At 30.3% G+C, this 26856-nt stretch carries 28 protein-coding genes; 4 read left to right on the forward strand and 24 right to left on the reverse strand.

The features are described from left to right. Nucleotides 1-119: 119 nt before the first annotated feature. Both KPL54_RS16615 and KPL54_RS16620 read right to left on the reverse strand, forming a co-directional pair. Nucleotides 120-1268: a C40 family peptidase gene (locus KPL54_RS16615; RefSeq protein WP_216107624.1), complete on the reverse strand. Its 1149-nt coding sequence runs from the start codon at nucleotides 1266-1268 to the stop codon at nucleotides 120-122. A 163-nt stretch (nucleotides 1269-1431) separates the two neighbouring features. Further along, nucleotides 1432-2268: a DUF7402 domain-containing protein gene (locus tag KPL54_RS16620; protein ID WP_216107625.1), complete on the reverse strand. Its 837-nt coding sequence runs from the start codon at nucleotides 2266-2268 to the stop codon at nucleotides 1432-1434. A 300-nt stretch (nucleotides 2269-2568) separates the two neighbouring features. Between KPL54_RS16620 and KPL54_RS16625 the strand changes: the two genes are divergently transcribed. Genes KPL54_RS16625 through crcB (KPL54_RS16635) form a run of 3 tightly spaced genes read left to right on the forward strand, consistent with a single transcriptional unit; the run spans nucleotide 2569 to nucleotide 4193 of the window. Further along, complete coding sequence (locus KPL54_RS16625; RefSeq protein WP_216107626.1) at nucleotides 2569-3372, forward strand: tetratricopeptide repeat protein; 804 nt, start codon at nucleotides 2569-2571, stop codon at nucleotides 3370-3372. A 26-nt stretch (nucleotides 3373-3398) separates the two neighbouring features. Then, the gene (gene crcB / locus KPL54_RS16630; RefSeq protein WP_216107627.1) at nucleotides 3399-3815 is read left to right on the forward strand and encodes a fluoride efflux transporter CrcB; all 417 of its coding nucleotides are present in this window, start codon (nucleotides 3399-3401) and stop codon (nucleotides 3813-3815) included. A 24-nt stretch (nucleotides 3816-3839) separates the two neighbouring features. Next, complete coding sequence (gene crcB, locus KPL54_RS16635) at nucleotides 3840-4193, forward strand: fluoride efflux transporter CrcB (protein WP_216107628.1); 354 nt, start codon at nucleotides 3840-3842, stop codon at nucleotides 4191-4193. A 19-nt stretch (nucleotides 4194-4212) separates the two neighbouring features. Here the strand turns inward: crcB (KPL54_RS16635) and KPL54_RS16640 are convergent, their stop codons facing one another. The 4 genes from KPL54_RS16640 to KPL54_RS16655 form a co-directional block, all read right to left on the reverse strand. Further along, a complete protein-coding gene (locus KPL54_RS16640; RefSeq protein ID WP_216107629.1) occupies nucleotides 4213-4593 on the reverse strand; it encodes a DUF1523 family protein in 381 nt (126 codons plus the stop codon). A 157-nt stretch (nucleotides 4594-4750) separates the two neighbouring features. After that, complete coding sequence (locus KPL54_RS16645; protein ID WP_216107630.1) at nucleotides 4751-5893, reverse strand: aldo/keto reductase; 1143 nt, start codon at nucleotides 5891-5893, stop codon at nucleotides 4751-4753. 359 nt (nucleotides 5894-6252) lie between these two features. Continuing rightward, nucleotides 6253-6600, reverse strand: coding sequence for a hypothetical protein (locus tag KPL54_RS16650; RefSeq protein ID WP_216107631.1), 348 nt, complete (start codon nucleotides 6598-6600; stop codon nucleotides 6253-6255). Nucleotides 6601-6806: 206 nt separating this feature from the next. Continuing rightward, nucleotides 6807-8078 (reverse strand): transglutaminase domain-containing protein, encoded by a 1272-nt coding sequence (locus KPL54_RS16655; RefSeq protein ID WP_216107632.1) that lies wholly within the window; start codon nucleotides 8076-8078, stop codon nucleotides 6807-6809. 197 nt (nucleotides 8079-8275) lie between these two features. On the opposite strand from KPL54_RS16655, the gene KPL54_RS16660 reads away from it, so the two are divergent. After that, nucleotides 8276-8746 (forward strand): GreA/GreB family elongation factor, encoded by a 471-nt coding sequence (locus KPL54_RS16660; RefSeq protein ID WP_216107633.1) that lies wholly within the window; start codon nucleotides 8276-8278, stop codon nucleotides 8744-8746. 214 nt (nucleotides 8747-8960) lie between these two features. On the opposite strand, the gene KPL54_RS16665 is transcribed toward KPL54_RS16660, so the two are convergent. The 18 genes from KPL54_RS16665 to KPL54_RS16745 form a co-directional block, all read right to left on the reverse strand. Beyond that, nucleotides 8961-9386, reverse strand: coding sequence for a hypothetical protein (locus tag KPL54_RS16665; RefSeq protein ID WP_253203515.1), 426 nt, complete (start codon nucleotides 9384-9386; stop codon nucleotides 8961-8963). Between the two features lie 84 nt (nucleotides 9387-9470). Next, entirely contained in the window at nucleotides 9471-9602 is a 132-nt protein-coding gene (locus KPL54_RS26570) for a hypothetical protein (protein WP_268037510.1), read from the reverse strand. Between the two features lie 158 nt (nucleotides 9603-9760). Next, nucleotides 9761-10270 (reverse strand): DUF3267 domain-containing protein, encoded by a 510-nt coding sequence (locus KPL54_RS16670; RefSeq protein WP_216107634.1) that lies wholly within the window; start codon nucleotides 10268-10270, stop codon nucleotides 9761-9763. Nucleotides 10271-10499: 229 nt separating this feature from the next. Next, nucleotides 10500-12008, reverse strand: coding sequence for a PulJ/GspJ family protein (locus tag KPL54_RS16675; RefSeq protein WP_216107635.1), 1509 nt, complete (start codon nucleotides 12006-12008; stop codon nucleotides 10500-10502). Further along, complete coding sequence (locus tag KPL54_RS16680) at nucleotides 12005-12364, reverse strand: type IV pilus modification PilV family protein (RefSeq protein WP_216107636.1); 360 nt, start codon at nucleotides 12362-12364, stop codon at nucleotides 12005-12007. Before KPL54_RS16680 ends, KPL54_RS16675 begins: the two co-directional genes overlap by 4 nt. A 35-nt stretch (nucleotides 12365-12399) precedes the next feature. Further along, nucleotides 12400-13023 (reverse strand): hypothetical protein, encoded by a 624-nt coding sequence (locus tag KPL54_RS16685; protein WP_216107637.1) that lies wholly within the window; start codon nucleotides 13021-13023, stop codon nucleotides 12400-12402. Between the two features lie 395 nt (nucleotides 13024-13418). Beyond that, the gene (locus KPL54_RS16690) at nucleotides 13419-14711 is read right to left on the reverse strand and encodes a hypothetical protein (RefSeq protein WP_216107638.1); all 1293 of its coding nucleotides are present in this window, start codon (nucleotides 14709-14711) and stop codon (nucleotides 13419-13421) included. After that, nucleotides 14698-15270 carry a PilN domain-containing protein gene (locus tag KPL54_RS16695; RefSeq protein WP_216107639.1) on the reverse strand — a complete coding sequence of 191 codons (573 nt, stop codon included), beginning with the start codon at nucleotides 15268-15270 and terminating at the stop codon, nucleotides 14698-14700. Before KPL54_RS16695 ends, KPL54_RS16690 begins: the two co-directional genes overlap by 14 nt. Nucleotides 15271-15279: 9 nt before the next feature. Beyond that, nucleotides 15280-16368, reverse strand: coding sequence for a pilus assembly protein PilM (pilM, locus tag KPL54_RS16700; RefSeq protein ID WP_216107640.1), 1089 nt, complete (start codon nucleotides 16366-16368; stop codon nucleotides 15280-15282). Between the two features lie 368 nt (nucleotides 16369-16736). After that, nucleotides 16737-17183, reverse strand: a complete 447-nt coding sequence (locus tag KPL54_RS26575) for a prepilin-type N-terminal cleavage/methylation domain-containing protein (RefSeq protein ID WP_290444452.1) — start codon at nucleotides 17181-17183, stop codon at nucleotides 16737-16739. A 126-nt stretch (nucleotides 17184-17309) separates the two neighbouring features. Continuing rightward, entirely contained in the window at nucleotides 17310-18518 is a 1209-nt protein-coding gene (locus KPL54_RS16710; protein WP_216107641.1) for a type II secretion system F family protein, read from the reverse strand. A 10-nt stretch (nucleotides 18519-18528) separates the two neighbouring features. Next, nucleotides 18529-20217 (reverse strand): GspE/PulE family protein, encoded by a 1689-nt coding sequence (locus KPL54_RS16715; RefSeq protein ID WP_375372999.1) that lies wholly within the window; start codon nucleotides 20215-20217, stop codon nucleotides 18529-18531. Nucleotides 20218-20686: 469 nt separating this feature from the next. Then, complete coding sequence (locus tag KPL54_RS16720; protein ID WP_216107642.1) at nucleotides 20687-21439, reverse strand: hypothetical protein; 753 nt, start codon at nucleotides 21437-21439, stop codon at nucleotides 20687-20689. Next, nucleotides 21439-22134 carry an ABC transporter ATP-binding protein gene (locus tag KPL54_RS16725; protein ID WP_216107643.1) on the reverse strand — a complete coding sequence of 232 codons (696 nt, stop codon included), beginning with the start codon at nucleotides 22132-22134 and terminating at the stop codon, nucleotides 21439-21441. The genes KPL54_RS16720 and KPL54_RS16725 overlap by 1 nt, the downstream gene beginning before the upstream one ends. A gap of 1 nt (nucleotide 22135) precedes the next feature. Beyond that, nucleotides 22136-22504 (reverse strand): GntR family transcriptional regulator, encoded by a 369-nt coding sequence (locus KPL54_RS16730; RefSeq protein ID WP_216107644.1) that lies wholly within the window; start codon nucleotides 22502-22504, stop codon nucleotides 22136-22138. A 102-nt stretch (nucleotides 22505-22606) separates the two neighbouring features. Further along, the gene (locus KPL54_RS16735) at nucleotides 22607-23848 is read right to left on the reverse strand and encodes a sensor histidine kinase (protein WP_216107645.1); all 1242 of its coding nucleotides are present in this window, start codon (nucleotides 23846-23848) and stop codon (nucleotides 22607-22609) included. 4 nt (nucleotides 23849-23852) lie between these two features. After that, nucleotides 23853-24542, reverse strand: a complete 690-nt coding sequence (locus KPL54_RS16740; RefSeq protein WP_216107646.1) for a response regulator transcription factor — start codon at nucleotides 24540-24542, stop codon at nucleotides 23853-23855. A 92-nt stretch (nucleotides 24543-24634) separates the two neighbouring features. Next, nucleotides 24635-26824, reverse strand: a complete 2190-nt coding sequence (locus KPL54_RS16745) for a serine hydrolase domain-containing protein (RefSeq protein WP_216107647.1) — start codon at nucleotides 26822-26824, stop codon at nucleotides 24635-24637. Between the last annotated feature and the right edge of the window lie 32 nt (nucleotides 26825-26856).

The raw sequence follows: 26856 nt of genomic DNA on the forward strand, positions 1-26856 counted from the left end.
ATATTCATATATATAATGAAACTTGAATTCTTTTATTAAAGACTAAAAAAAAGCATCTATAAATTAATATAGATGCTTTTTTTTAGATGAATTATTGATTAATAAAACATATAAAACTTTTATCTAACTCTACGTCCATATGTAAAGTCACTATTTAGTGATTGAATTCTAAGTACAGCGCCTGTATGAGGTGCATTTATCATATTACCGTTTCCAACATATATTCCTACATGATGAGCTGGTGATCCAAAAAACACCAAATCTCCTGGTTGAAGATTTTCTCTAGATACAAGTGTACCTACATTTTGTTGATCTTCTGAAACTCTTGGTATGTTTACTCCGAAATGTGCGAACACATATTGTGTAAATCCTGAGCAATCAAAGCCTCTAGGGCTTGTACCACCCCAAACGTAAGGAAGGCCTAAAAATTGTGAAGCATATGATATAAGTGCATTAGATGAAGCTCCTGATCCACCTCTAGAAGGACTTATACTAGGAGTCTGACCTGATGATTGGTTTAGTGCATATTGGTTTGCTGATGCAGCTTGATTTTCTGCCGCAGCTTGTCTTGCCTCAGTCGCATTTTTTGCATCTGTAACTGCTTGCCTTGCGAGCGCTACTTGTTTTGCTGCAGCCGCTTGGTCTGCTACTAGTTGCGCCGTATACTTAGCTTCTTGTGTGTTTAATTGAGCTACCAATACATTTTGTGCTGCTTTTTGTTTAGTTACACCGCTTAATGTATTTTTATTGTCAACTCTTAAAGATAACAATTTTGTATTTTCTTTATCTAACGCTACCTTCTTTAAATTAATTGTTTCCTTTTTTGTTTGCAAATCATCAATAACCTTTTTGTCAAAGTTTATTATGGTTTTTACATCTTCTAATCTAGATATAAAATCCTCTACACCCTTTGAGTCCAATAAAATATCTACATAGCTTGATGTACCATTCATATACATTACTCTCATTCTTTTATCAAAGAGTACTTGTTCTGCTTTAATATCATCTTCTGCTTTTGCAATATTTATTTTAGATTGTTTAATATTATTTTGTGTATTATTTATATTTTTTTCATTACTTTTAATTTTAGATAAGATTTTTTCAATTTGACTATCCATCATCTCTACTTTAGTTTCAAGAGCACTTCTCTGAGTTTGAACCTGCTTTATTTTTGCCTTATCAGAAGCAGTATCTGCGTATACGTTAGTATATCCGATGCTCATAGTCAAAGTAAGTGCCATCATTGCTGAAATAATTTTTTTGTTCAATTCTCCATCTCCTACAAATAGTTTTATATTCAAACATATTATTAACAAATATTTATAATATTTGAACATAGATACTATAATACACAAAAACCGCAAATTTGTAAAGTAAGAATTTGACATATTTCTTGTTGAATTTGCATTATCTCTTGTTTTCATTTTTTAATCAGTTAAATATATCACTATTTTTCTTATCTCCGTTAATATCAATACCATAAACTTCAATTTCTGTTAGCGCCGCAATTTCTGATAGTTCATCAGCCATCTTAAAATCCATTAATTTAACCCAACTAATTCTTTTTTTGTCAAACTCAATAGATTGAGCATCACTGGTTTTTATAGGCCGTACATTCTTTTGGGTTCCATCAGAAAATACTATTGTTATATCATTCCAATAAGTATCATGTGGGAAATCTGCTCTTAGGTATAAAGCAATTTTATCCACCTCTACTTCTCTACCAAAATTCAGAAATAGCTCTGCATCTTCTCTTTGCCCTGTCCCCCAAGATTCATATGGCCATACTCCATGCCCCTGATTATTTGTTTTCCCATCAATTGTATTTCGAGCAGCAAAAATCGCCTCATTCCTAGTCTCAATATTTTCCTTAACATGAGGATAATATGTTGTATTGCAACTCTTATCCATTACATTTTTCGCAAGATTTCTATAACAATAAATTTCTTCATTTGTCGCAATACGCATATCAATAGTATGGTTACTACCCTTAAATGAACATAATGAATATGGTATGGAATCATCCCCAAACGGTATAGAAAATTCTAGTATATTTCCCGGAACATATATTAACGCTTCTGATAATTCATTATCTATATTAATAACTAAATATTTATTACCAGATAAATTAGTAAAACAAACTTTATCCCCCTTTTTATATTTTTTGGTGTGTATAAGTGAAATTTCTTCCATACCAGACATTTCACTTATAGTTATATTAGATTCATCTTTTATCTCTATTCTTAGTGTAGTTTCTTTATCTTTCATTGATTTACCTTCCTCTCTATATTATAAATTACTTATCTATATATTCAAAGAAATCAAAATCTGATGGGGTATATTTTTAAATTTAATTATATACTCCATTATTAACCTTATATTATATATTATACCTTTTTAAGGTTTTGTAAAGGATATCATTCAACAAAAGTTCCTGTTATAAAATAAATTTTATAACTGTTTTGATTTAAATAAGGACCTTTAAAATATTTTGTGATTCTAAACAGTTTATTGCAATATATTAGGTTTTTGAGTTATAATAAATATACAATAAGAAGGTGTTATAAAATGAGTTTAAAAAAATGTATGAATATTATAGCTTTTGTTTTAGCATTATTTATCTTCATAGTTATAAATAAATTATTAGCTTTTCTTTTTATTATTTTATATTTAGTACGCATGAATCTTGCAACCATTATTTATTATATTGGAAGCAATAAATATAAAAGGAATAAAATTGATGAAGCTTATAAATACTTCGAAAAGGCCTATAATGTAAATTTCTCACCTATGAAAATAAAATTATACTACATATACTATTTGCTTTTAAGAGGTGACTTAAATAAGTCAGAAAATTTATTGAACCAACTTTCAAAGAAAAAAGTAACTGCTGATGATGAAATTAATATAAAGCTCAATATATCAATTGTCTTGTGGAAAAGAAATAATATAGATGAAGCAGTTAATATCCTTATGAAATTATATAATAAATATAAATCTTCTATTATATATCAAAATCTAGGTTACTTTTTGCTATTACAAAATAATTGTACTAAAGCTCTAGAGATAAATCTTGAAGCATATAAATTCAATTCATCAAACGCAGGCATAATAGATAATTTAGCAACTACCTATTATATGTTAGGTGAATATGATAAGTCTTTAAAACTATATGAAGAATTAATGTTAGAGAAGCCCTCTTTTCCATCAGCCTATTATTACTATGCATCTACTCTGCTAAATTTAAATAAACCTCAAGAAGCACTCGAAAATTTAAAAGGAGCATTAAACTGCAATTTTACATTTTTAAGCGCTATATCGAAAGAGGAGATAGACACTAAACTAGCTGAAATTGAAACTTCAATAAAATAGATTTTGTTAAAGGAGTAATTAAAAATATGAAAAAGTACACATTTATAGCCATCGGTGGTATGTTGGGGGCTATATTAAGATATGTTATAAAAAGCATACACATTTATCATTATAAAGAGGTTATACCAATAAATACTTTGCTAATCAATATTTTTGGTACTTTTCTATTATCACTTATACTAACGATTGCCTTTGAGATTTATGAGATGGATTCTGATATAAGACTAGGAATTGCTACCGGATTCTTGGGTGCCTTCACAACTTTTTCTACACTTTGCAAAGAGACTGTAAATCTTATAAACCAAGGAAACTATTATTCTTCTATATCTTATATAGGTTTTTCAGCAATGTTCGGACTTTCCGCCGCTTACTTTGGGGTTATAGTCGCAAGAGAGGTAGTTCCGGTTTTTATAACTAGAAGAAACCCTAGTGATGTAGGCTAGGATGAGCTGTAGGAGGTATAATTAATGACATACGTGTTAGTAGCAGTCGGTGGCGCCGCGGGTAGTTTGGTTAGGTATAGCCTTGGTAAATTTATAAGTGAAAAATCAAAACACTCTTTTCCAATAGGAACTTTTATAATCAATATTACAGGTGCCCTTTTGCTTGGTTTTGTAAGCACAATTGGAGTAAGCAGTAATATAACACTGCTCCTAGGGGATGGCTTCCTGGGTGCATACACAACTTTTTCAACTTTTATGTATGAAGGCTTTAACCTATTTAAGGAAAAAGAAAAACTAAATGCTTTTATATATATTCTCTGTACATTAATTTTAGGTATTGTAGGCTATGTTATAGGAAGCAAAATAGGCAGTTTATAAAAGAGGGTAAGATAGAATGCTATTTTACCCCTTTAGCTGTTACAATATTTTGATAAGATGAAAATATTGGTATACTCAGTCCATATGCTTTAATTTCATATTTTTTATTAATTATAAGTCCCCAATACATATCCTCTGATAGTATTTTAAATTCTAATATACTATTATCATTTTTAAATACTCTTATATCGCCATTTTGCATTTCAGTATAAATTAAATACGTCTCCTTATTGTCATGTTTTATTATTCGTTTACTCTCAATTGTTACTACATAAGTATTTCTAAAGAAATGTGGAAAAAATATAATTACACTAACTATTACAAAAAAAATAATAATTACTTTTCCGAATTTAAATTCAGAAAAATTCTTATTTCTAAATAGATAAGATTTTTTTTTCATAAAGTCTCCTTTATTTTAATAAATTCATCTACTTTAATTATTACTCCTTTTTCTAGAAATTAGAACCTAATATTTATAAAATTTTAGATTTGTGCCAGCTAAAAACACTGGCCTATCATAAAATAGTTATGATAGGCCAGTATTAATTTCTTATATTCTATTCAAATAACGCTTTAACATTTTTTAATTCTTCACGAATTGAAATTCCTTGAGGACAATGAGTTTCACATTTACCACACTCTACGCAATTTGATGCTTTTTCTTTATTTGGAACTGCTAAAGAATAATTCTCCTCTTTGTCAAACATAAAATGATTATTATAAAAAGTGAAGTTTTTAGGAATATTTACACCCGCTGGACATGGCATACAATATTCACAGGCTGTACAACTAACTTTTACTTTTTCCTCAATAACGGTTTTAACCTTGGTAACTATCTTTAATTCTTCGTCTGTTAATGAATTAACCTTAGCCATACTTGCTGTTTTTATATTTTCTACAATTTGCTTCATTTCATTCATTCCGCTTAATATAACTGATACTTCTGGATGGTTCCATACCCAACTTAAAGCCCAATCCACTGGCGTTCTTTTTACGTCCGCTTTATCAAAGACATTAATAGCCTCTTTGGGAAGATTAGCTGCGAGTTTTCCTCCCCTAAGCGGTTCCATAATTGTAATTCCTAAGCCCTTTTGATATGCATACTTTAAGCCTTCTGTTCCAGCCTGAAAATCCTCATCTAAATAATTATATTGAATTTGACAAAATGACCAATCATAATAATCTACTATTTCTTTAAAAATAGGAAGTTTATCATGGAATGAAAATCCTGCATATTTTATTCTTCCATCTTTTATAGCTGCATCTAAAAATTCAGAAATTCCAAGATCTTTAAGCACAGACCATGTTTTAACATTAAGACCATGTACTAAATAAAAATCAATACTATCTGTCTCAAGTCTCTCTAATTGCTCATTTAAGAATCTATCCATATCTTCTCTTGTTTTTACAAGCCAACTAGGAAGTTTTGTAGCAAGTTTTACTTTTTCTCGGTATCCATCTTTCAACACTTTTGCTACAAACGGCTCACTTGCTCCTCCGCTACCATTACCTGTTCCATGGTACGGATAGGCAGTATCTATGTAGTTAACACCTTCATCAATTGCGAAGCGGACAAGTTTCATTGATTTTTCCTCATCTATTTGGGAATGATCTCCTCCTGGAAGAATTGGAAGCCTCATACACCCAAACCCCAAAGCTGAAACCATTTCATTTGTCTTTCCAAACTTTCTATATAACATTATAATTCCTCCCTTAATTAAGCAATAAAACTTAATCTATATTTATAATATTTTGAAGCTTGTTTTATATGCAATATTATACCATAATGCTTGGTCTAATATGTCTATTTTAGAGTTTCAAATATAAATAAAGTTTTCTTAATCTTAATATTCTCTTAATATCCTTTTAACATAGTTATGGTATTCTTTATTTATGAGAAAGGAAGTGAAAACTATATGAATAACAAAAATGAATTTGTTATTAGTAAAGATGTTATTGATGAATGTCTTGCTGAATCAGTAGAAAAAACAACTAAGTAAAAAACAAGTCTGACATTAATAATGTAAGACTTGTTTTTTATTTTGCCCCCCATTAATTACTACATATATTTATCATAAATGCTACAGAACCCTTTAAGAAATCCAATATAAAACTCTTGTGGAATATCAACTTCTGGAAATAATTTTGAAAGCCTATCAAATTTATTAACAGCTAGAACATTAATGTTTTTAATGATGCTTGGCAATAGTCCCTTCTCTAAAAGATTAAGATATGAAATCAGACCTACTTCAAAACCATTTATTTCATAAGGATGGATCTCTTCTTGTTTCTCGTCCTCATAATAAGCTTTAACAAATTGATGAATAAGTAACAAAGAGTCCTCTTCAATATCTTCTATAACCTTATTATTAGCTTCTTCTTTTTTCCATTCAATTATTTTACCCATTAGCGATACCTCCTTGTTTCAAATTTTCAAATTCTATTTTTTGTTTTATTTACTATACTATCATTAGTATTCAATTCAATGATTAATTGCTCTAAATATTTTTAGACATAAAAATGCCCCCTTTCTTACAACAAATTTTTTATAATCTGTTATCAAAATGGGAACATATAGTTGTTTAAGATATCGATCTATCTTTTATAGATTTCTTATTTATTTTTTGTCGTAATTGCAACTGATTCTAGTTTATTGACAGAGGTTCTAGTCACATAAAGCTTGCTTGCAGTAGTCTTAAATGCAGCAAATAAATATGAATATCCTTTACTTACAGTTGCCTTAGATATTGCTTTCGCACCTTTTGTTAAGGCAGGATTTACAGCGTAAACATTTATTATGTCACCTGCTAATAATCCCTTCACACAAACTTTACCATTTGCAACTGACACATAAGAAGACTTTAATGTTACACTTTTCTGCATTGCCGCCAAAATTTTAGGTACAGCAGTATCTGTATATACATTATATTTTTTAGAAGCTAACGGAAATAAAGTCTTGTCCCAACTGTGATCTAACCTCATTTCTGCATCACTACATAAAGAATATGTTTCTATTACTCTTCCATTTACATCAGGTAAAGGATCATTCCAAGTCGTATCCAAGTGATACCAACTACCCCCTACCATTACCATATTCCAAGCATGACTTTCACTATCATTACCATTATATGCGGCTCCTGTTATTATTCTAGCCTGAAGACCTGCATCTGTTAGCATTCTATATGCTAGTAATGCATAGCCCTGACATACTGTTTTACCACTTCCAAGTAACCCCTCATAAGCAGAAAAGTTAGTATGTGTTGTGTCATAAGATAGCTTTTTACAAATATAAGAATTTATAGCCTTTACTCTTTGACCTTCCGTCATATCAGATGTTATTATTTGTCCGAGCATCTCTTTGACCTTTGCCTTTACCTGATTTTCTTGCTCCTTGCTTTCTAGATAATCAAATGTGTATACTACATTGAATTCATTATCACCAAAATCTGTAATGCTATAAGCATATGATTTTAATAAATTCTTTTCATAGTCATTTCCAGCTGTCTTAACTGCTGTCAAGACTGTATCTTGCATAAAGTTAATACTATCGCCAACACTTTTAGACCCTGTATAATTAATATTTACCTCAGAAACTCTATTAGATATAGCATAATTTACTTTTGCTTTAAATTCATCAATGGTAGTCACATTATAAGTAACCACGGCTTCAGATTTATTCATTGTTGCCTTAGTGTAAACATTACTAAAATTTTGAATATAATTACTTTGTTTTAGTCTATTACCTCCAAATAAAGAAACAGAACCTGTTTTGGTTTTAGCGTTTATTTGATTTGCATACACTAAGGAACCTATACTTGAAACCGATACCCCTAAAACTATAATTAAAGACAATAACATTCGGCTTATTTTTTTACTTGTTTTCATATAATCTCCCCCTACTTTAGATGATAAAGCGATAATACATCGATAGCAATCTTATAAAATCATTATGATTATATCATAATAAATTATAACTTACGTTACTAAACTATTACATTTCTAATAAAAATTAAACTGTGCTATAATTGTATTATTTAACATATAAGAACATTTAATAATATGAAATAAAAGAAGATGAAAAAATGAATAATAAACTTACTAAAAAGGATGTTGAAAAGCTCCAAAAAGAATTTGATTATCGCAAAGGACCACTAACAATGGAAATTGCCCATGAAAAAATGGTAGCTGCGGCTCATGGTGATAGAAGTGAAAATGCTGAATATAAAGCTGCAAAATCAAATATGTACGATAACTTTCGAAGAATGGGTTATTTAATAAAAATGATTAGAAGTGCTGAAATTATGGATGACGTCATTGGTAAAACTGCTGGTGCAAACATAGGCAATAAATTGCTGATAAAATTTGAGGGCAGTGATGATATAGAAGAAATAGAACTTGTAACAACACTTCAAGTAGATATAATAAATGGTAAATTTAGTATTGAGTCTCCAATAGGAAAAGTATTATTTGGAAAGTTAATAGGAGATATAGTTGAAGTGGAATCCCCTGATGGAAATTATAAAATAGAACTTGTAAACATAATTAAGGAATAATCATAAAAATTGATATAAGAAAATTTTCACCCCAAGGGTACTTACGGGAACCGTTGGAGCGCAGCGGAGACTGTGCTCGTTTGCTACGCAGTTTTCGACAAGTGACAGTCACCATTGTGGGGAGCTTGCTTCAGTATAAGAAATTCGAAAAAATCGTTTGAAATCCTGGGGTAAAGAGTAAAAAGGATGTCATTTAAGACACCCTCTGCGCTCGCTATTGAATATTATTTTTTACTACAGCCTTAACATATTCAATATCTAAATCATTTATCTCTGCAATATACTCTATAGAAAGACCCTTACTATACTGCTTAAGTATTAGTTGCTTTCTTTCTTTTTCCATTCCTTCTTCTCTTCCTTTTTCTATTCCCTTTTGTTCTACAGCCGGATCATACAAAGTCTTAGTCATACTACGCACCTCCTCATTTAATTTTACATCCTCACCATATTTAGTATTTAGATATTCAAATAAATTTGCTACTGCTAATAATATTCTGTGTAAGTCATCCCCGTCTATTTCTCCACTATTAAATAATTGACTGCCTTCTTTAGATATTATTTCTGATATTTTTTTTGCCTCCATAATAGTTTCTTTAAGTTCAAAACTTCCTTCGCCATGTTTATTTTTCACTTGTTCCATTTTATATCTAAGTTTGAATATCTAAGTTTGAATACCTGTAGTGGTAGTAGCGGATACATTTTATCCTGCATTATATCTATGTCACTATATTCCCAATATTTCATTGTTGGAACAGTATATTTTACTTCCATTAGAAATCTTTAAGAATAAATCTCCACGTATTATATCGTAATTATCAGAAACAGATCCATTATTTTCAAACGTAATTTCTGCCATATTTACAATTTCATTATACACTACTCACATAAGTACAATTATAGCTATTCTGTAAATATCTTTTTATTTCCATATTTAATTTACCTTTGCACTGATACGACACTGATAAATAATAACCAGAAAAGTGCAATGAATTGCTAGATCAATCCATGACTTTTCTAAACTACATCAAATCCATATATTCTATCAACTATCTTACTATTAGAGTCATATCTTATAAGTTTAAAAGACATATACAAGTCCCCTGAAGCACCTAATAAATTAAGAAGAAATATTATGCCCCCTAGCCAACTAGGTAACAGCAACGCAGCAATAGACATTACTGTTAATGGTGATAAAAGAATAATTAAAAATTTAGTGCGATCTATAGGTATCCCAGATATTTCTTGCGTATATGCATAAATCCCCTTAAATCCATACTTAACTTTGCCACCAAAAATCTTATATGCTAGTCCATGAATACTTTCATGAACAATTGATATAGGAATCATTAAAAGTAGTACATATAAACAAAAGTTAATGATTAAGTTTCCAGTGGGATAAAAGATATATGGTTTAAGAAAAAAGTTATCAAGTATATTATCTGTGCTGCTTCCCAGGAGTTTCACAGTTACAAAAGCTATTATTATACACATTATATGTGTTTTCCACGTAATTTTAAAAGACATGCCCTCACCTCATTTAGAAGTATTGACATGTCTTTGATTTATTAATCTGCTTGCTATTGGTAAATTTTCACCCCAGGGGTACTTACGGGAACAGTTGGAGCACAGTAGAGACTGTGCTCGTTTGCTACGCAGTTTTCGACAAGTGACAGTCACCATTGTGGGGAGCTTGCTTTTCACTTGTTTCCAATAAATGGATGCAGCGTAACTAGGGAGGAACGATTGAGTTTGCTCAAGGACTTGTAGTTATTTTATTTAGGATGGCATTAATGTTAGTAAGACCAGTAATATCTCCAGGAGTATTACTAACTGTATTATTATTAAAAGATACATTCCAATTTTGAGTACTTGCTGAAGTTACAATAAAATTTTTCGCAATAATTATACCACTAAAATTAGAATCTAAATTACTAATAGTCACTGTCCCGTTACAATATATAACACCTTTAAAATCAAAGCTTCGTGGACTAATATTTTGTGTATGACTAATATCAATTGTAAGATCACCTGGGCAAATAATATATTCATATTTATTATTGTCGACATTTTGTGTAGAACTTATATTACCGAGACAATTTGGTAGTTTATTATCTATTATTTTATAAGGTGGCGAACCCTTAAAATAATGAATTGGTGAACTTGGTGAACTACCTAAAGTTGGATTAAGAGTTATGTCAGTAAAATCGATATCATTCCTTATTGTTCTTACTGTCATAGTTTTAACACTTTTAGTATTATTTGACTTGGTAAGTATATAACTCCAATATGCATTATCAGGATAAGCACTAATTATGTGCCAATTACAATTTCCCGCTGGAGGAGGTACCACCCCATTCCAACTAGGTGTTTGAAAAGCATCAGGTCCGTAATTATTTGAGTTCAAGCCATTAGGAGAACCTATAAATTTTTTTACATCAAGTAAGCAATCATATGAGCTTGATGTTGCAGTACTACCCCATGTAAGTGTATCAGCCTGAATGGCAATATTTCCATGAATATTATTTCCCGAATTTGAAAATACTACTGTTTTACCTTGAATTAATATATTAGCACCAGTTGATGGACTAAAGTTGATATTACTAAAGCTAATTGCAGCATTTGGATCAACAATATTAAACATATTTTTCTCAAAATCAAGCAAATCATTATAAGGATTAGTAGGAGTAGTAGGAATAACAGTTAATGCTGGTAAACATGTAATGGTATTCCCTGTTAGTACTCCACCAATACTGCTTACGTTAGGTGCCAATATTGTTCCTGTTAATGAGTAGCCCTCAGATGTTGACATAGTAACAGTAAGCATTTTAGGTGTAGCAACACTTGTACTAAACGTTATTGAAAAAGACTTTAATTGCATATTACCAAATGCAGAAGCTATTCCTCCAGTTGTTTTAAGCAGTAGTGTACATGAAGACCCTGATGTTGTTCCACTGTAAAACATTCGTTCAGTTGAACCTGGTGTTACAGATGGATTTGAGGTTATCTTTACTATTGATGAGGTGCCAACCTCTTTCTTTAACCCATCCATAATTAATCTTAACTGTGACTGAGCATCTGCACGTTTGCTATTTACATTAAAGAACTTATTTGTTGTCCCCAAAAATGAATATGCTGCTACTAAAACCAATGAAACCAAAGCTATTGATATCATTAGTTCTATCAAAGTGAACCCTCGTTTAATTTTAGCAACTTCCTTTATGTTCACTTTGTTATTTGTCAAATATCCATACCTATTTTTCATGGTAAGAACCCCTTTATTACAATAGTATGCCCCTTAGTATCAGCTGTGGTTACCATTACTTGACATCCAATAATTTTTTTTATTGAATTGTCCTGATAAGTTATAGTTATTGGGTTAGTGCTAGTTATGGCTTGTTTAACAACATTGGAACTTGAATAATTTAGTGGATTGTTAATTACCTTATCCATTTCAGTAGAAGCTGCAACTGAAGTAATTGTTCTATCGCCTGATCGCTTAATCATTATGAAACTTGTTAAAAACAAATTTAAAAATACAACAACTAATATACCAAAGATTGACATACTGATTATAATTTCTACTAGTGTCATGCCTTTTTTCTTCTCATTTAATTTCATATCTGTAACCTCCATTAACATAATTCAAATAAGCATTATTTAACCCATGTTTTGTTAACTGAAAAGGTGTCATATATTAATGATATACTATTAACAGTATTAGTTGTTTTTTTTCCTATTGTTGTACTTGTTATAAAATTAATTGTTTGTGGATTATTATTAACAATACTACACAAGTTAGCTTTTGCTGTAGCAGTAGCATTCCCCACTGTCATTAAAACTTCGATATAAATGTAATTATAACCACTAATAGATTTGCTAGATACTTTTACACTTGGTGCTGCGTATCCATTTGTATTTGTTAAATTTATTGTTTTACCTATAATATTATCTTCTATAAATTTTTTTTCTATATTATATTGGTCAATTAAGCTATTAAGGTATGTCAAATCAGCACTAGTGCCAGTTTTATTATTATGATTGTCTATTCTTGTTTTGATATTTTTTAATGAATTTATTCTATCCGTTAAGTCCTTTGCTACTATTTCTACCGAAGAACGTGCCAAATAATATGCTTGATTGTAATTTACACTTACCTGGGTTTGTTTAGCTTGTGATACTGATATCATTAATGTAGTTGCGCCAATTATCGCAATTACAGCAAACACTACTAATACAGTAACTAATGCAGCTCCTTTTTTTTTGAACTTGATTACCATTACCAAACACCTTCTTTTCAAAATCATACAAAATAACTCTTTAATCTCATTCTAGTGTTTCATATAAATTTAAACAAAAACTATTTCCTTAAGTAAACGAAAGCGTTATCACCCATACTCCTCCACGAAACCGTACTTACCCTACGTCGGCTAAGGCAGAGGAATTACTCCAGCTTCCTCGCCTAGGAGCTGTACGTGTAGTTTTCACGACATACAGCCCAAGCATACTTTTATCCTAATTGTCTTTTACTTATGTTTTATCATTGTGTATCTTATTATTGGTGTCTGCATCTTAAAATAGGGCAGATCCCTTGTTTATTTTAGATACCATAGCTTATATCACCTCTCAAGACAAATTAAAAATAAAATCACCTCAAAGTTCTAACTACCTCTATTCACTTATTAACATATTGAATGTAATTTCTAACAACTAAAATATCACCTATTTGTTTTAGTATTTTCACTCGTGGTTTATTTTTATCATCATCTAAAATATCAACATCAACCTTTTTATCAGTATCATTCGTAATATTAATATTTACTCCTGATAAATCTGAGCCTAAGCCTCTTTTTTGTGAAAAAATGTCTAGAACTATATTTTTTCCAGTAGGTACAAATTCAATAGGCTTACTAAAGTCTTTAGGATATGTTCCTTTACTTGTTTTATATTTATAAAAATATTTAGTTCCAATTTGAGTAAAATAAAACTCTACTACCTCTACTCCTGCATTATCAACATAAATATATGATTTTTTTGAATCATCTTTTCCCTTTTCTATTGTTACAGTATGCAAATCAGATGTTTTAGGTTTTGCATATAAAACAAAATCACTTTTGTTATCATCATTTGCTACAGTGCTTTCATCTTTTGCAACAGTTTTATCCCCATTTTTTGATGTTATCTCATTATTAGTTGGTGATGTAGTTGGACTTTGAAAAAAAGGATTTTCACTACCGATAGGTTTTTTATAATCCCACTTAAAATCATCGTTGTTATTGAGCTTAGGAACACCATAAAAGTCTAATATAATAGTTCCTGATACTTCACTGCCCTCAGCCCCAGTTAGTGTTATACTTTTTATAATTATCTTTTTATCGTAATTTTCTACTTGCTCTATAAAACTTATAAGTTCATCATACACACCCTTAAATTTAAGTGTAACTTCCATTTTATATGCGCCAATAATCTTTGAGTCATTAGTCTTCTTACTATCAGTACTATTACTATTAGTTCCGTTTTTAGAAGTTCCATTAAAGTCGTTTACTAATTTGTCTAATTCATTTGTAGTATTTTTGCTTTTGTCTTCATTATTTACAGTTTTTGTCGTATCTACAAGATTGTTTCCATTATTTACTTCTGAAAAAGCTAATACATCTGCTTGAAGCTTACTATCTTTAATCATTTTATCTAATATCACAATGATTTTTTCCTGATCTAGTGATGGAAATAGCATCCCTGTTGCATTAAATATTTTAGAATTCAAATTTTTATATTGTTCTTTTCTTTCATTTTCTGACGTTATCTTTGATTTAGCTAACTCCCATTTTTGCGAATATGAATCTTTACTAGCTTTTAATTCAGTTATCTTTTGATTTTGTTTCAAAAAAACAAAATTATAAAACCCATAACATAATAACACTATTAATAAAACCCCTATTAATACTTGTTCTCTTTTAGTTACCTTCATAATTATCAACGTCCTTTAACGTACATTTCACACTAAAAGTAAACTTTTTATTATCTGTCAATGAAGAATTTATGCTATCAATGTAAATATCTTTTACAAAATCTAAATTTCTTAAAGTACGCTCAAATACCGCTATTATTTCTCGATCTTTTGCTTCAGCTTGAATTTGCACTCCATTCGCATCTAAAGTCATAACTTTAAAATCTACACCTTGCGGAACGCAGGAATTTATTTTATCTATCACTTTATTACCTACAAACTCTTTATTATTTATACCCTCACTGATATTGGATACTACACCGTAGTACTTGTTCATTATAGCTAACTTTTTTTCTTCATTTTTTATATCATCTAACTTAGCAATGTTTTCTTTTGAATTTAAATTTTGCTGTATATTCGTAATTTCAGAATTTAACTTACTTATGTTAAAATAATTAAATGCATATGTAAAAATAATTAATAAGACTAAACTTGCAGATACTATAGCAGCATAAAAATATTCTTTTTTAAAATCTTTTTTAACTCCTGTATAAGCGTCAAAAAAGTTAAAATCGTTCATAAGTCCCACCTACCTCAGTCTTATTATCGCTCCTATAGCATTCAAATATTTGCTTAATTCCTCATCAATTCTAGCTGAATCTACGTTAGCTGCATTTATTTTAGAGCAATTTACATTACTTAAGCTATGAATTTGAGTAACAGGTAAGTTTACAACGTCTTTCATAAACATTTCTACACCTTTAAGATTTGAACTTCCTCCATAAATATATATTTTGTCTATTTTATTTCCTTGTTTTTTATTTTTATAATAATTTAGTAATTTCTCTATTTCACGAATCCAATTTCTTACTTGTGCTTTCGCAATATCATTTACCATTGAACTTTGCACATCACTTAGAGATTCCCTTTCTAAATTACAATTTTTAAATTTTTGATCCTCTGCTTCTTCTTCTTCTGAAATAGATAATTGCTTAGCAATATCTACATCTATATGAGAGCCACCATAATTAATAATTCTAGTAAACAACACATTACCATCCGAAATTATATTCACATTTGTAAAATCATGTCCCAAATCTATAACTGCAACAGTATCTTCTAAGCTGTAATTTTCATCGTTAACTTGTATATTATCAACAAATAACTTATTAATGCTATTTGAACTTATATCTAGCGCTACTGCACTTCCATTTAATTCCTTTATCAAATTATAATATCCATCCACCATTATTTTAGGATATACTACTACTGCAAATTTTGCCTGCTTTATATTCTCATCTTCAAACTCTTCTAATATCTTATATTGCATTATGTAATCATCAAACTTAATTGGTAAATATCTTTCCATTTGAAACTTTATTATAGAATCCATATCCTCTTTTTTTGCTACAGGAATGTCAATGTCTCTAGTTATAACTGTTGTGCTTTTTGTCGTGATAATAATATTTTTACATTTTATATTTTTTGTTTGTAAAACCTCTAAAATTTCATCTTTTAATTTGGCTACATCTAAAATATTTCCATCATTATAACATCCTTCTGGTGTAATTATAGTAATGGCTCTTTCTATAGTAACATTTTTTCTATGCTGTGTTCCTAAAACTATTTTTGTATTTTGTGAGCCTATATCTATGGATAAGACTTTTGAGTTGAACATGAGTAGTCACCTCTTTTTTAGTTTATTTAGTTAAAGTATTTAACGACATTTCAGAAGGAAAATCGCCACTTTTATAAACAGGGTTAGCTACCCCTATAAAAAATAAAAGTTACGTGGCAGTATAAATTCCCTTCTGAAGTCGTTAATCCAGCACCTTAGGTGCTGCTTAATATGTATCCCCATTTCTTGTTACGTACCCTAAGGTGGCAACAAGAAGTGGAAGTTTTGGTTTGCTATGATGAATTATTGTCCAAAGTAAATTGGTCTATCAACAGGATTTATTGCTGACTCTTTGTTTAATATAATATTTTCATCCACAGTTTGTTTGTGAGTCTCGTGGGGCTTTGTTTCACCCCAAGGGTTGAACTTTAATTTTGCACCCCATCACTAACAACCGGAGCTAATCCTGCTGTTCTATTAGCAGTATATGTTTTTCCATTTACTTTTTCTGTTAGAATAAAACTACCATCACTATTATATGATATTGTTTTCTCAGCAGCAGCACCAGCAGTAATACCAGCCATTTTTAAAACTTTATCTGAGCCATTAGTAGCAGTGGTAATATCCATTACAGTTGCCCCTGCAATAGTGCCAGTTGAAGATTCAGTTAATAACGACTCAATAGCAGTAGTTACTTGGTGTGCATCAGTAACCACTTGGGTTCTTCTTGCTTTATCCTGAAAGCCGGATAACTTTGGTATCATTATCGCAGCCAAAATACCAATAATTGCAATAACAACAATAAGCTCAATTAATGTAAAACCTTTCCTCTTCTTTTTCTTAATTGCATCCATTCTCCTTAAGCTAATTTCCATTAATAATTCCCCCTTATAAATTAGTATTTTAGATATATAATAATGATAAAACTACCAAATCTTCAGGTTGCTCAAATTATAATTTTCATGCCTTTTTTTTGTAGTTTTATCATATTAATCAAACTATTACTGAACTGTCTTCGTCATATCAAATATAGGAAGCATCATAGCAATTACTATAAATCCTATAATGACTCCCATTACTATTATCATAAGTGGCTCTATCATTGTGGTCATTTTTTTTAGTGATGTCTCTAATTCCTCATCATAAAAATTTGCTGTCTTGTCTAATATATCATCTAGTGAACCGGATTCTTCTCCAATTTTTATCATAGAATGTAACATTTCTGGGAATATTGCTTCTACTCCTAATGCTTCCGCCAAAGATACCCCTCTTACTACTTTTTCTTTGATTTTTTCTAAAGCATTTTCTGCTACTTTATTTCCAACTACCTTTTGAACTACTTCTAGTGCTTGTACCAAAGGTACACCACTAGCAATTACAGTAGATAAAGTTCTAGTAAATCTAGATACTATTGCCTTCTCTGTAATATCTTTAATTATTGGCAATTTCAATTTTAATCCATCTATTGATAATCTACCTTGTGGAGTTTTGACATAACTCTTCATACCATAAATCGCTCCACCAATAACCGCAATTAAAATGTACCATTTAGTTTGTATAAATTGACTTATTCCCATAATTATTCTCGTAGGTGCTGGTAATGCTACCCCCGAGCTTGTAAACATCCCTGTAAATGTAGGCATTATAAATGTTAAAAGGAAAATTACTATTACAACTGATAAGCATCCGAGTACCATTGGATAAACCATAGCACTCTTAAGTTGGTTATTTATCTTATTTTCTTTTTCAAAATGGGATGCCATTCTATTCATTATTGTATCAAGGTTACCACTGACTTCTCCTGTATTTATCATATTTATAAGTAAATCGGGAAACACATCTTTATGTTTTGAAAGTGAGTCTGAAAGAGAGACCCCCTTTTGCAAATCATCATGAACTTCGTATAAGCTTTTCTTAAGTTTTTTATTTTCAGTTTGCTTTTTTAAAACATCCAAAGCATTCGCAATGTTAGCACCTGCGTTTATCATTGTGTAAAATTGTCTACAGAAAATGTATAAATCCTTTGTTTTAACCTTCTCGAAGGATTCAAATAAATCCTTCTGCTCACGTTCTAATACTTCTTTAATTTCTATTGGATAATAATTATTGTCCTCTATCATGGCTAACACTTCATTTTTACTATTAGCTTTAAATATTGCTTCTATTTTTTGACCTTTATGGTCCATAACTTTATATTTATAAGTAGGCACTTACTCCCCCCTATTCTTTCAAGAACGTTATCTTAACCAGTTCCTCGACCGTTGTCATTCCTTTTAACACTAAATCAGTACATGATGTTTTTAGCGTTTTCATCCCTTTTTCTATACTTATATCTCTTATCTCATCTACACTAGCGTTACGCATTATGTATTCTCTGTGTGTGCGGGTTACTTCCATTATTTCATATACACCTATTCTTCCTGAATATCCAGTATTGTTACAGTGTCCACATCCCTTACCTTTGTGAATAAGTAACTCCTCCGCTGAGTGAATGTTTAGGATTTCTTTTTCAAAATCAGAGGCAACGTAACTTTCTTTGCACATTGGACATATTTTTTTTACAAGTCTTTGAGATATAATTCCTGCTATAGCACTAGCTACTAGATAAGGTTGTATATTCATATCTATAAGTCTTACAATTGCTGAAGGCGCATCATTAGTGTGTATTGTACTTAACACTATATGCCCAGTTATAGATGCTCTTGTAGCAATTTCTGCTGTTTCATTATCCCTTATTTCACCTATCATAACAACGTCAGGATCTTGCCTTAAAATTGACCTTAAACCAGATGCAAAGGTTAGTCCTGCTTTGGGATTTACATTTACTTGATTTATTCCATCTACTACGTATTCTACAGGATCCTCTACTGTTATAATATTCTTACTATTATCATTTAATTCACTTAATAGAGTGTATAGTGTAGTTGATTTTCCACTGCCTGTAGGGCCTGTGACTAGAATTATTCCATATGGATTTTTAAGTATTCTTGCTACTTTTTCTAAGTCATCTTCGTTCATACCAAGTTTTTCTTTACCAACCAAGAAATTTTCTCTATCTAATACCCGGATAACAACCTTCTCACCATGAATTGTCGGCAATGTTGATACCCGCAAATCTACCTTCTTATTATCTACAATTGTTAAAATTCTACCATCTTGTGGTATTCTCTTTTCTGCAATATTTAATTCTGCTAGTATTTTTATACGAGTTATAAACGCACTAAATATATCTTTATTGTATTTAGATATTTCTTTTAATGTACCATCTATTCTGTATCTTATTTTTATATAACTTTCAAAAGGTTCTATATGGATATCACTAGCTTTTAGCTTTATTGCATCACTTATTATAGAATCAACAAGTCTAACCGCTGGAGCGCTTTTTATATCATCTAACTGTGCTTTATTATCTTCCGTATCGACCTTTGTTCCCTGAGCTTTCGATAAATCGTCAGCAGCTTTCTTAGCGCTTTGACTAGCATAATATACATCAATTGCATTTTTAATATCTTTTGTTAATGCAATAAATATTTCAACATTAAAACCTGAAGATATCTTAACATCATCTATCGCAAATATGTTTAAAGGATCAGACATGGCAACCTTTATTTTATTGTCTTCTATACCAAAAGCAACTAAGTTATACTTTTTTGAAATAACTTCTGGAATTAATTGAACAACTTTTTGATCTATCTCTTCCATATCTAAGCGTACTCTTTTTATGCTTAATTGTTGTTCTAGAACTTCTAAAATATCTTCTTCGGTTAAAGCATCATCTTCAATAAGAAGTTCTCCTAACCTTTTTCCATTACCTTGCTGCATTCTGAGTACTTTATTAAGTTGTTCTGAAGTTATCTTTCCAGATTCAATTAGTAAATCTCCCAATCTTTTTTTTGCCATATTCTTCATTGGCTATACCCCTTTATTAACTACACTATATAATGTTTTCGTCTATGCATATATGCATAACTTCATCTGAAACCTCGCCTAATTTTTGTTTGTTTTAAGACCAATATTCCACATTTTCAATGTATATTTCTAACTATTACTTAATTATATATTACATACATTTTTCTACATTATACAATGTTTATTAATGCTATGCAATGTCCTTTTAAAAATTTTCCATTTTTTTAAAGCCAGTGGTAGTCTAGTTTAGAGTACAATATAAAGGGGTGATAAAAGTTTCATATCTGTCTACATAATAGTACAATTTAATGCAAATTATTTGCTGTTTGTAGTTTAAAAAATACAAAAATTGAATTCAAGTTAAAATATAATTCAAACTAATAATTTCAATACAAAAAATTATAGCAGTCAATTTATATAAAACTATAAATTGACTGCTAAACAAACCCTAAGTACTATTCCAGTAATATTAAAGATCTAATTTCTTATCTATTAGATAAGAAGTGCTCATAAATAAACCAATAAAAACAATAATATCAAATATAGCACCAGCTATATTAATATTAAAAGCTGCATCTGATGCTGTAGTACCAAAATCCAATACACTAGTCGTATTTACCGAAAAATCACTCAAATTCAAGTTTTGAGGCAATAAATTTGTAATTTTAGTAGATAACCAAATTATTACTATAGATAAAATTATAAAAATTACAAAAGAACCTATTTTGCCTAATTTTTTACCCTTTAAGGCTATTTTTCCGATAACCATACAAAAGTATATAATAGTTAAAAAGTAAATAATTGCCCATACATAATTAATTATACTATATAATATTAGACCAGGCTTAATATTCGCCAAAAAACTAAAGTCTATTTTGTCTGTTAGCGTCAAATAAGACATCAAAAAAGATACAGCAACAATAATTGATATTTGAATGAGTGAAGCTAACAGCCTTGATGTTATTATTGACATGCCAGATTGGGGTAGCGTAAATAATAAGTAACCTGAGTCATTATGCAAATATTTGCTCATGATATTTAATGAAGATATAAATATGACTATTATGGTAGCAATAATTAAGCAACCAGATAATCCAACAACTACATCACCCCATGAACTTTTCTTTGCCATAAGAAGCAAGTTAGCAATTATCACAACTATACAGCTTCCCATTATGGTTAAAAAATTTGCTCTTAATTCATATTTTACAAGTTTAAACATTACTGAAATACCTCCCTATATAATTCATCGATTGACATTTTCCTGCTCATTCGTAATTCCTCTGCATTTCCCTCTAGCACTATCTCTCCCTCAGATATAAATGCTACGTCATCAAAAATTCGTTCTATATCATTTACAAGATGAGTAGTAATTATCATGGAACTATCTTTACTAAAGTTATTAACTATAGCATTAAGTATCTTTTCTCTAGCTGTGGGATCTACACCCCCCAGTGGTTCATCAAGTATATAAAGCTTAGCTTTTCTTGACAATACCAATGAAAGTTTTAACTTTTCCTTCATTCCCTTTGATAAGCTCTTTACATTGTCGTTTTTATCAAGATTCATAAAGACCAATAATTCATCTGCTTTTATCTCATCGAAATCAGAATAAAAGTCCTTGAAATATTTCACTGCATCCTTTACTTTCATCCACTTTAAAAGGTATTCATTATCAGGCAAATAGGAAACTATCGACTTTGTATGGACACCAGGTATATGACCATCTATTAGTATTTCGCCTTTAGATTGATGTAATATTCCAGCTGCAATTTTTAAGAACGTAGTTTTACCACTACCATTGGGTCCAAGAAGTCCTACAATTTTTCCAAGTGGTATATTTAGGTTTACCCCACGTAATGCCTTTTTATTTAGATATGATTTGCGTATTTCTTTTGCTTCTAATATATTATCCATTTTATTTTACCTCCATAGTTTCTTCGGAAACAGATTTAATTATTTCATTGTCATTAAAGCCTAGGTTTCTCATTCTAAGTATAAAAGAATCTATAACTTCCTTTGCCATTTCTCTTTTTAAATCATCTACCATATTTTTACTCTCCACCACAAATGTCCCTGTGCCTCTTTGGGTATAAACAATTCCAAGTCTTTCAAGTTCTTGATAAGATCTCTGAAGAGTATTGGGATTTACATTCATGTTCATTGCCATTTCTCTTACTGACGGTAATTTGTCATTTGATTTTAGTTTTCCTATAACTATATCCATTTTTATAATGTCCATAATTTGTAGATATATAGGCGACTTGTCATTAAATTCTGTAACCATTTTTTTATCTCCTTTCGCCATGTTGTTAACGTTCTAGTGAACTATATTAATAGTACACTAGAACGTTAACAATGTCAACCTGGAAATTATTATAAATATTTGTTAGAATTTAATAAAAGTAATAATAAATTTTGTTCCTATGTTTAACTTGCTTCGTACCTCAATTATTCCATTATGTGCTTCAATTATAGATTTTGAAATGGATAGTCCTACTCCAATAGAGTCACTCCGCCTTGCGGTCTTTGCTTTGTAAAACCTTTTAAATATATTTGGCAAATCAAATTCCGTCATACCTTCTCCTGTATCCTCTATTGTAATCCTTGTATATAATTGGTTTTCCATAAGCGTAAGTTTTATATTTCCACCAGGCTTCGTATGTTCTATACCATTCTTAATAATATTAATAAGTGCCTCTTGAAGCCACAAAACATCATGATTAAACTCTACTTCTTCTTTTTCATTAAATATAATCTTAACCTGGCATTCAATTGCTCTACTTTCTAATGCCTCTATTGAATCATGCAGCGTTCCATTTAAACTTTGTTCTTCTTTTACAATTTCTATGGCTTTAGCATCGAGCTTTGCAAGCTTAAGTAAATTTTTAATTAGCCGATTCATCTTCTCAAGCTGGTTTTGATTATTTAATAAAAATAGTTCATTTTGCTTAGGGGTAAGCTCCTTTGTAACCATAATATCGTTATATAAAATTACTGATGATAATGGAGTTTTTAACTGATGTGATATATCAGACAATAAATCTACTAAAAATTGTTTTTCTAGTCCTAGCTCACTTAAATTACTTTTAATAATCCCTCTCATAGAGTTAAATGAATTTACTAGTTTTGAAAAATCCCCTTCCAAGTTTTCATTAATAGCTATGTCATAATCTCCTTCAACTACATTTTTTGCAGCAAGGGTTAATTGCCTTATCCTTTTATAGAAAAAACTATATTGAAAATAATTGAGTACAAATAATACAGTTGCCATAAAAATAAAGATTAATATAATTAAGTAATTGTTTTTTATAATAGTTGTGTTAACATATGGAAACAGTTGATCCTCTAAATTCTCCGTTAGACCATACTCCTTTAAAAAAGTTCTTCCCTGTGTAGCCTCTTCCTTTGAAACCTCTTTTGTAATAAGAGGTATGATTTCTTTCTCCATTTTAGGGTCTTTCGCTACTACCCTTTCAGCAATTGCCCCCAAACTTTTTATGTAATCATTCTTTAGGTTATCATGATGTGATTTTAAGCTTAAGGATGTAATGATTAAAAACAAAGTCATTATAACTAATAAAGTAGCCGTACTTATTTTAAGTTCTGAATTAATAAAATATTTCTTCATACATCTACCCCACATCTTTATTCCATTTATACCCTAGTCCACGCTTATTTACTATATACTCTGGCTGCCTTGGAATATCTTCTATTTTATCTCTTATTCTTTTAATATAAACTGATAATGTATTTTCATCAAAAAAAGGATCATCCCCTTCTAATAATTCACTCAATATCTCATCTCTCCTCATCAAAACATTAGGTTTATTCATAAATATTAATAAAAGCTTGTATTCTTGAGCCGTTAGATTTATGACTTCCCCATTTTTTCTTACTGTTCCTTTTATATTATCAACAAATATGCTTCCGCTTTTCATAAAGCTTTCTATAGAGATATTTTTAGAGTTCCGCCTTATAGCAACCTTTATTCTTGATAAAAGTTCCCTTACACGAAAAGGTTTTGTTATATAATCATCTCCACCAATTTCAAGACCTTGGACTATGTTAACCTCATCATCAAGAGCTGTTAAAAATATTATAGGAACATCACTACTTCCTCTTATGTACTTACATAATTCATATCCGTTTCCATCTGGCAAGTTAACGTCTAATAAAATCAAATCAAATGGTTCTCTATGAAATAAGTCCCTTCCGCCTTCTACTGTGGATGTTCTAAAAACTTCATATCCCCCATCTTTTAGAGAAAATTCTATGCCAAGTGCCAATGATTCATCGTCCTCAACTAATAATAATCTACTCAATTTGTTCCTCCCTCACCCCTGGGGTGTAAATTTTTCCAAAAATAGAGAAGATTATTAATAATCTTCTCTACCTGGATCAACTTTTTTCTCCCTTATTCCTTATATTCAATATTAAACTCAGCCAGTGCATCACCTAAAAATACGATTCTTCCATCTTTAGGTAATGTAACTTTTTCAGTCCCTGTAATTAGAGAATTATTCACTAAAACTCCCTTACTGTTATAAACAACAAACGCTGCCTTTTTTGGTATTTTTACAGTAATTTCCTTGTCAGTTGATTGATCACCTATTTTATACCATCTAGCATATCCCTCTTTATTAATTGTACATGTAAATTTATTTTTTGTTGGAAAAGTTTCAATTGCATCTTCTTCAACATAAGTAAAACCACCTTTACTTAGGTATTCAAATTTATCCTTTTTATAAAATGTATAGTCCACTAGATCACGTGATAATATTCCTGGCCCATCTAATATGGCAACAGCTGAATTATTATCTACAATTTTATTTAACCCAAAATATCCTTCAAGCCCTTTCGTAAAACTAACTTGTACATTGGGGCATGACAACATATATATTGAGGAGTATTTCTCATCTAATAAAAAATATTTCTTACCCTCCCTTTTTGCCCAAGCCTCTGAAACACTATCTGTTAATTTATTTACATTCTCCTTTTGTGCTATATACAAATTTGATGTTGTTTGGCCTAGCAACTTCAAACTTTGATAACCAGTTTGTTTAATATATATTTTTCCATTTGTCTCTTCTACAAATTTTAAGCTTGCCGACCCTTCGCTGGATACAAAAGTTCCATCCTTTGTATAAACAAGAGTTTGTGTCCCATATTCTGGTGCCTGAGGATACGATAAACTTAATGTACCTGTTTTATCAATTTTGATATCAATAAATGCTGAAGGTGATATATATAAGCCCTCATATTTTTTCACCACCTCTGTTGGAACAGTTGTTTTCTCTGGTGCAGCAAATGTCTTATCTTGTTTAATTTTACTAATTACACCTTTTTCTTTTAATGCAGCAAGGAGTATTTCTTGAGCAAGTATCTGATTATAGCTACTACTTCCACCAGACGTTACAACAGCCACTGCCATATTTTGTTCTGGTAAAACAGTCAAATTACTGTGATAAAAAATACTATCCCCGCCTTTTGATAATGCCTTTATATTATACAAATTAAATGGATAAAGATTTACGCTATCCCACCCTAATCCATAACCCAATGTATTATCGGTATCGTCTGTCCAAATACCATTTAAATATTCCTTATTCTCCATTGCTTTTATGGCGTTTTGTGAAAGGATTCCATTTGAATTTTTAGTAAATGTTGTTGCAAAAGTACATAAATCTTCTGCACTTGAATAAACACCACCAGCACCAATAGCATTTAAATTTTCTGCTGGTAAAGAACTAGAAATCCCACTATAATATGTCTTAGCTAATCTATCTCTATCAAATTCACTAACTGGTGTTTTAGTATCCTCCATTTTAAGAGGACTAGCAAAAGTATTTGTTATATAGGTTGTATAATCAATTCCTGTCACATGCTCCACTAAGATTTGAGCAAGTGTAAAACCATCATTGCAGTATACCGAGTACGCACCTGGCTCTGCTTTTAGGCGTTGAAACTTTAATTGATCTAAAAAAGTAGCATGGGAATATGTATCATTATCTCCAAAAAGAAGTGTATTGGAAAAACTAGATCCCATTAAGCCTGATGAATGATTTAACAACATTCTCACTGTAATCTTCTTGTATCTGTCATCTGCCATTTTAAACTCTTTAATATATTCCGTAATTGGAGTATCCAATTTAATTTTACCCGAGTCTACTAATTTCATTACGGCAGTTGTTACAAACATCTTACTAACTGATCCTATACCATACATACTGTGAGCTGTTAATGCTTTAGTATTTTCTTTTGAATATACACCTGAATTACCAGATAACACAATTTTTCCATTATCTATTAACGCATATTGTACACTTAAACTATCGTAATCAGTAGTCATATGGAAAGCTTTTTCCTCTGCAACTAATTTCGTATCTACATAATCGCTTGTTGAAAAACTTTTAGCCTTACTTCTATTACCTTTCTTTAATCCTAATTCGCTGGTTTTAGTCCTTAAATTTTCTGGAAGTAAGCCATATACAGATTTTGTTGTCAATTTTTCTAATGGTGTATTGTTTGTAGCTAGAGCTGTCATTGATGATGTACATATTAACATGATCAATGACAATGTAAATATACGTCTTTTAATTTTCATTTTAATAAGTTCCCCCTTATGTTTATGAATAT

This window comes from Clostridium estertheticum, assembly GCF_018861295.1.
In the GTDB taxonomy this organism is placed as follows: Bacteria; Bacillota; Clostridia; order Clostridiales; family Clostridiaceae; genus Clostridium_AD; species Clostridium_AD estertheticum_D.

Excerpts from the sequence above, each read along its gene's own strand:
- KPL54_RS16620 (WP_216107625.1), bottom strand. The coding sequence starts at position 2,268 with ATGAAAGATAAAGAAACTACACTAAGAATAGAGATAAAAGATGAATCT.
- KPL54_RS16625 (WP_216107626.1), top strand. The coding sequence starts at position 2,569 with ATGAGTTTAAAAAAATGTATGAATATTATAGCTTTTGTTTTAGCATTA.
- crcB (WP_216107627.1), top strand. The coding sequence starts at position 3,399 with ATGAAAAAGTACACATTTATAGCCATCGGTGGTATGTTGGGGGCTATA.
- crcB (WP_216107628.1), top strand. The coding sequence starts at position 3,840 with ATGACATACGTGTTAGTAGCAGTCGGTGGCGCCGCGGGTAGTTTGGTT.
- KPL54_RS16640 (WP_216107629.1), bottom strand. The coding sequence starts at position 4,593 with ATGAAAAAAAAATCTTATCTATTTAGAAATAAGAATTTTTCTGAATTT.
- KPL54_RS16645 (WP_216107630.1), bottom strand. The coding sequence starts at position 5,893 with ATGTTATATAGAAAGTTTGGAAAGACAAATGAAATGGTTTCAGCTTTG.
- KPL54_RS16650 (WP_216107631.1), bottom strand. The coding sequence starts at position 6,600 with ATGGGTAAAATAATTGAATGGAAAAAAGAAGAAGCTAATAATAAGGTT.
- KPL54_RS16655 (WP_216107632.1), bottom strand. The coding sequence starts at position 8,078 with ATGAAAACAAGTAAAAAAATAAGCCGAATGTTATTGTCTTTAATTATA.
- KPL54_RS16660 (WP_216107633.1), top strand. The coding sequence starts at position 8,276 with ATGAATAATAAACTTACTAAAAAGGATGTTGAAAAGCTCCAAAAAGAA.
- KPL54_RS16665 (WP_253203515.1), bottom strand. The coding sequence starts at position 9,386 with ATGGAACAAGTGAAAAATAAACATGGCGAAGGAAGTTTTGAACTTAAA.
- KPL54_RS26570 (WP_268037510.1), bottom strand. The coding sequence starts at position 9,602 with ATGGCAGAAATTACGTTTGAAAATAATGGATCTGTTTCTGATAATTAC.
- KPL54_RS16670 (WP_216107634.1), bottom strand. The coding sequence starts at position 10,270 with ATGTCTTTTAAAATTACGTGGAAAACACATATAATGTGTATAATAATA.
- KPL54_RS16675 (WP_216107635.1), bottom strand. The coding sequence starts at position 12,008 with ATGAAAAATAGGTATGGATATTTGACAAATAACAAAGTGAACATAAAG.
- KPL54_RS16680 (WP_216107636.1), bottom strand. The coding sequence starts at position 12,364 with ATGAAATTAAATGAGAAGAAAAAAGGCATGACACTAGTAGAAATTATA.
- KPL54_RS16685 (WP_216107637.1), bottom strand. The coding sequence starts at position 13,023 with ATGGTAATCAAGTTCAAAAAAAAAGGAGCTGCATTAGTTACTGTATTA.
- KPL54_RS16690 (WP_216107638.1), bottom strand. The coding sequence starts at position 14,711 with ATGAAGGTAACTAAAAGAGAACAAGTATTAATAGGGGTTTTATTAATA.
- KPL54_RS16695 (WP_216107639.1), bottom strand. The coding sequence starts at position 15,270 with ATGAACGATTTTAACTTTTTTGACGCTTATACAGGAGTTAAAAAAGAT.
- pilM (WP_216107640.1), bottom strand. The coding sequence starts at position 16,368 with ATGTTCAACTCAAAAGTCTTATCCATAGATATAGGCTCACAAAATACA.
- KPL54_RS26575 (WP_290444452.1), bottom strand. The coding sequence starts at position 17,183 with ATGGAAATTAGCTTAAGGAGAATGGATGCAATTAAGAAAAAGAAGAGG.
- KPL54_RS16715 (WP_375372999.1), bottom strand. The coding sequence starts at position 20,217 with ATGAAGAATATGGCAAAAAAAAGATTGGGAGATTTACTAATTGAATCT.
- KPL54_RS16720 (WP_216107642.1), bottom strand. The coding sequence starts at position 21,439 with ATGTTTAAACTTGTAAAATATGAATTAAGAGCAAATTTTTTAACCATA.
- KPL54_RS16725 (WP_216107643.1), bottom strand. The coding sequence starts at position 22,134 with ATGGATAATATATTAGAAGCAAAAGAAATACGCAAATCATATCTAAAT.
- KPL54_RS16730 (WP_216107644.1), bottom strand. The coding sequence starts at position 22,504 with ATGGTTACAGAATTTAATGACAAGTCGCCTATATATCTACAAATTATG.
- KPL54_RS16735 (WP_216107645.1), bottom strand. The coding sequence starts at position 23,848 with ATGAAGAAATATTTTATTAATTCAGAACTTAAAATAAGTACGGCTACT.
- KPL54_RS16745 (WP_216107647.1), bottom strand. The coding sequence starts at position 26,824 with ATGAAAATTAAAAGACGTATATTTACATTGTCATTGATCATGTTAATA.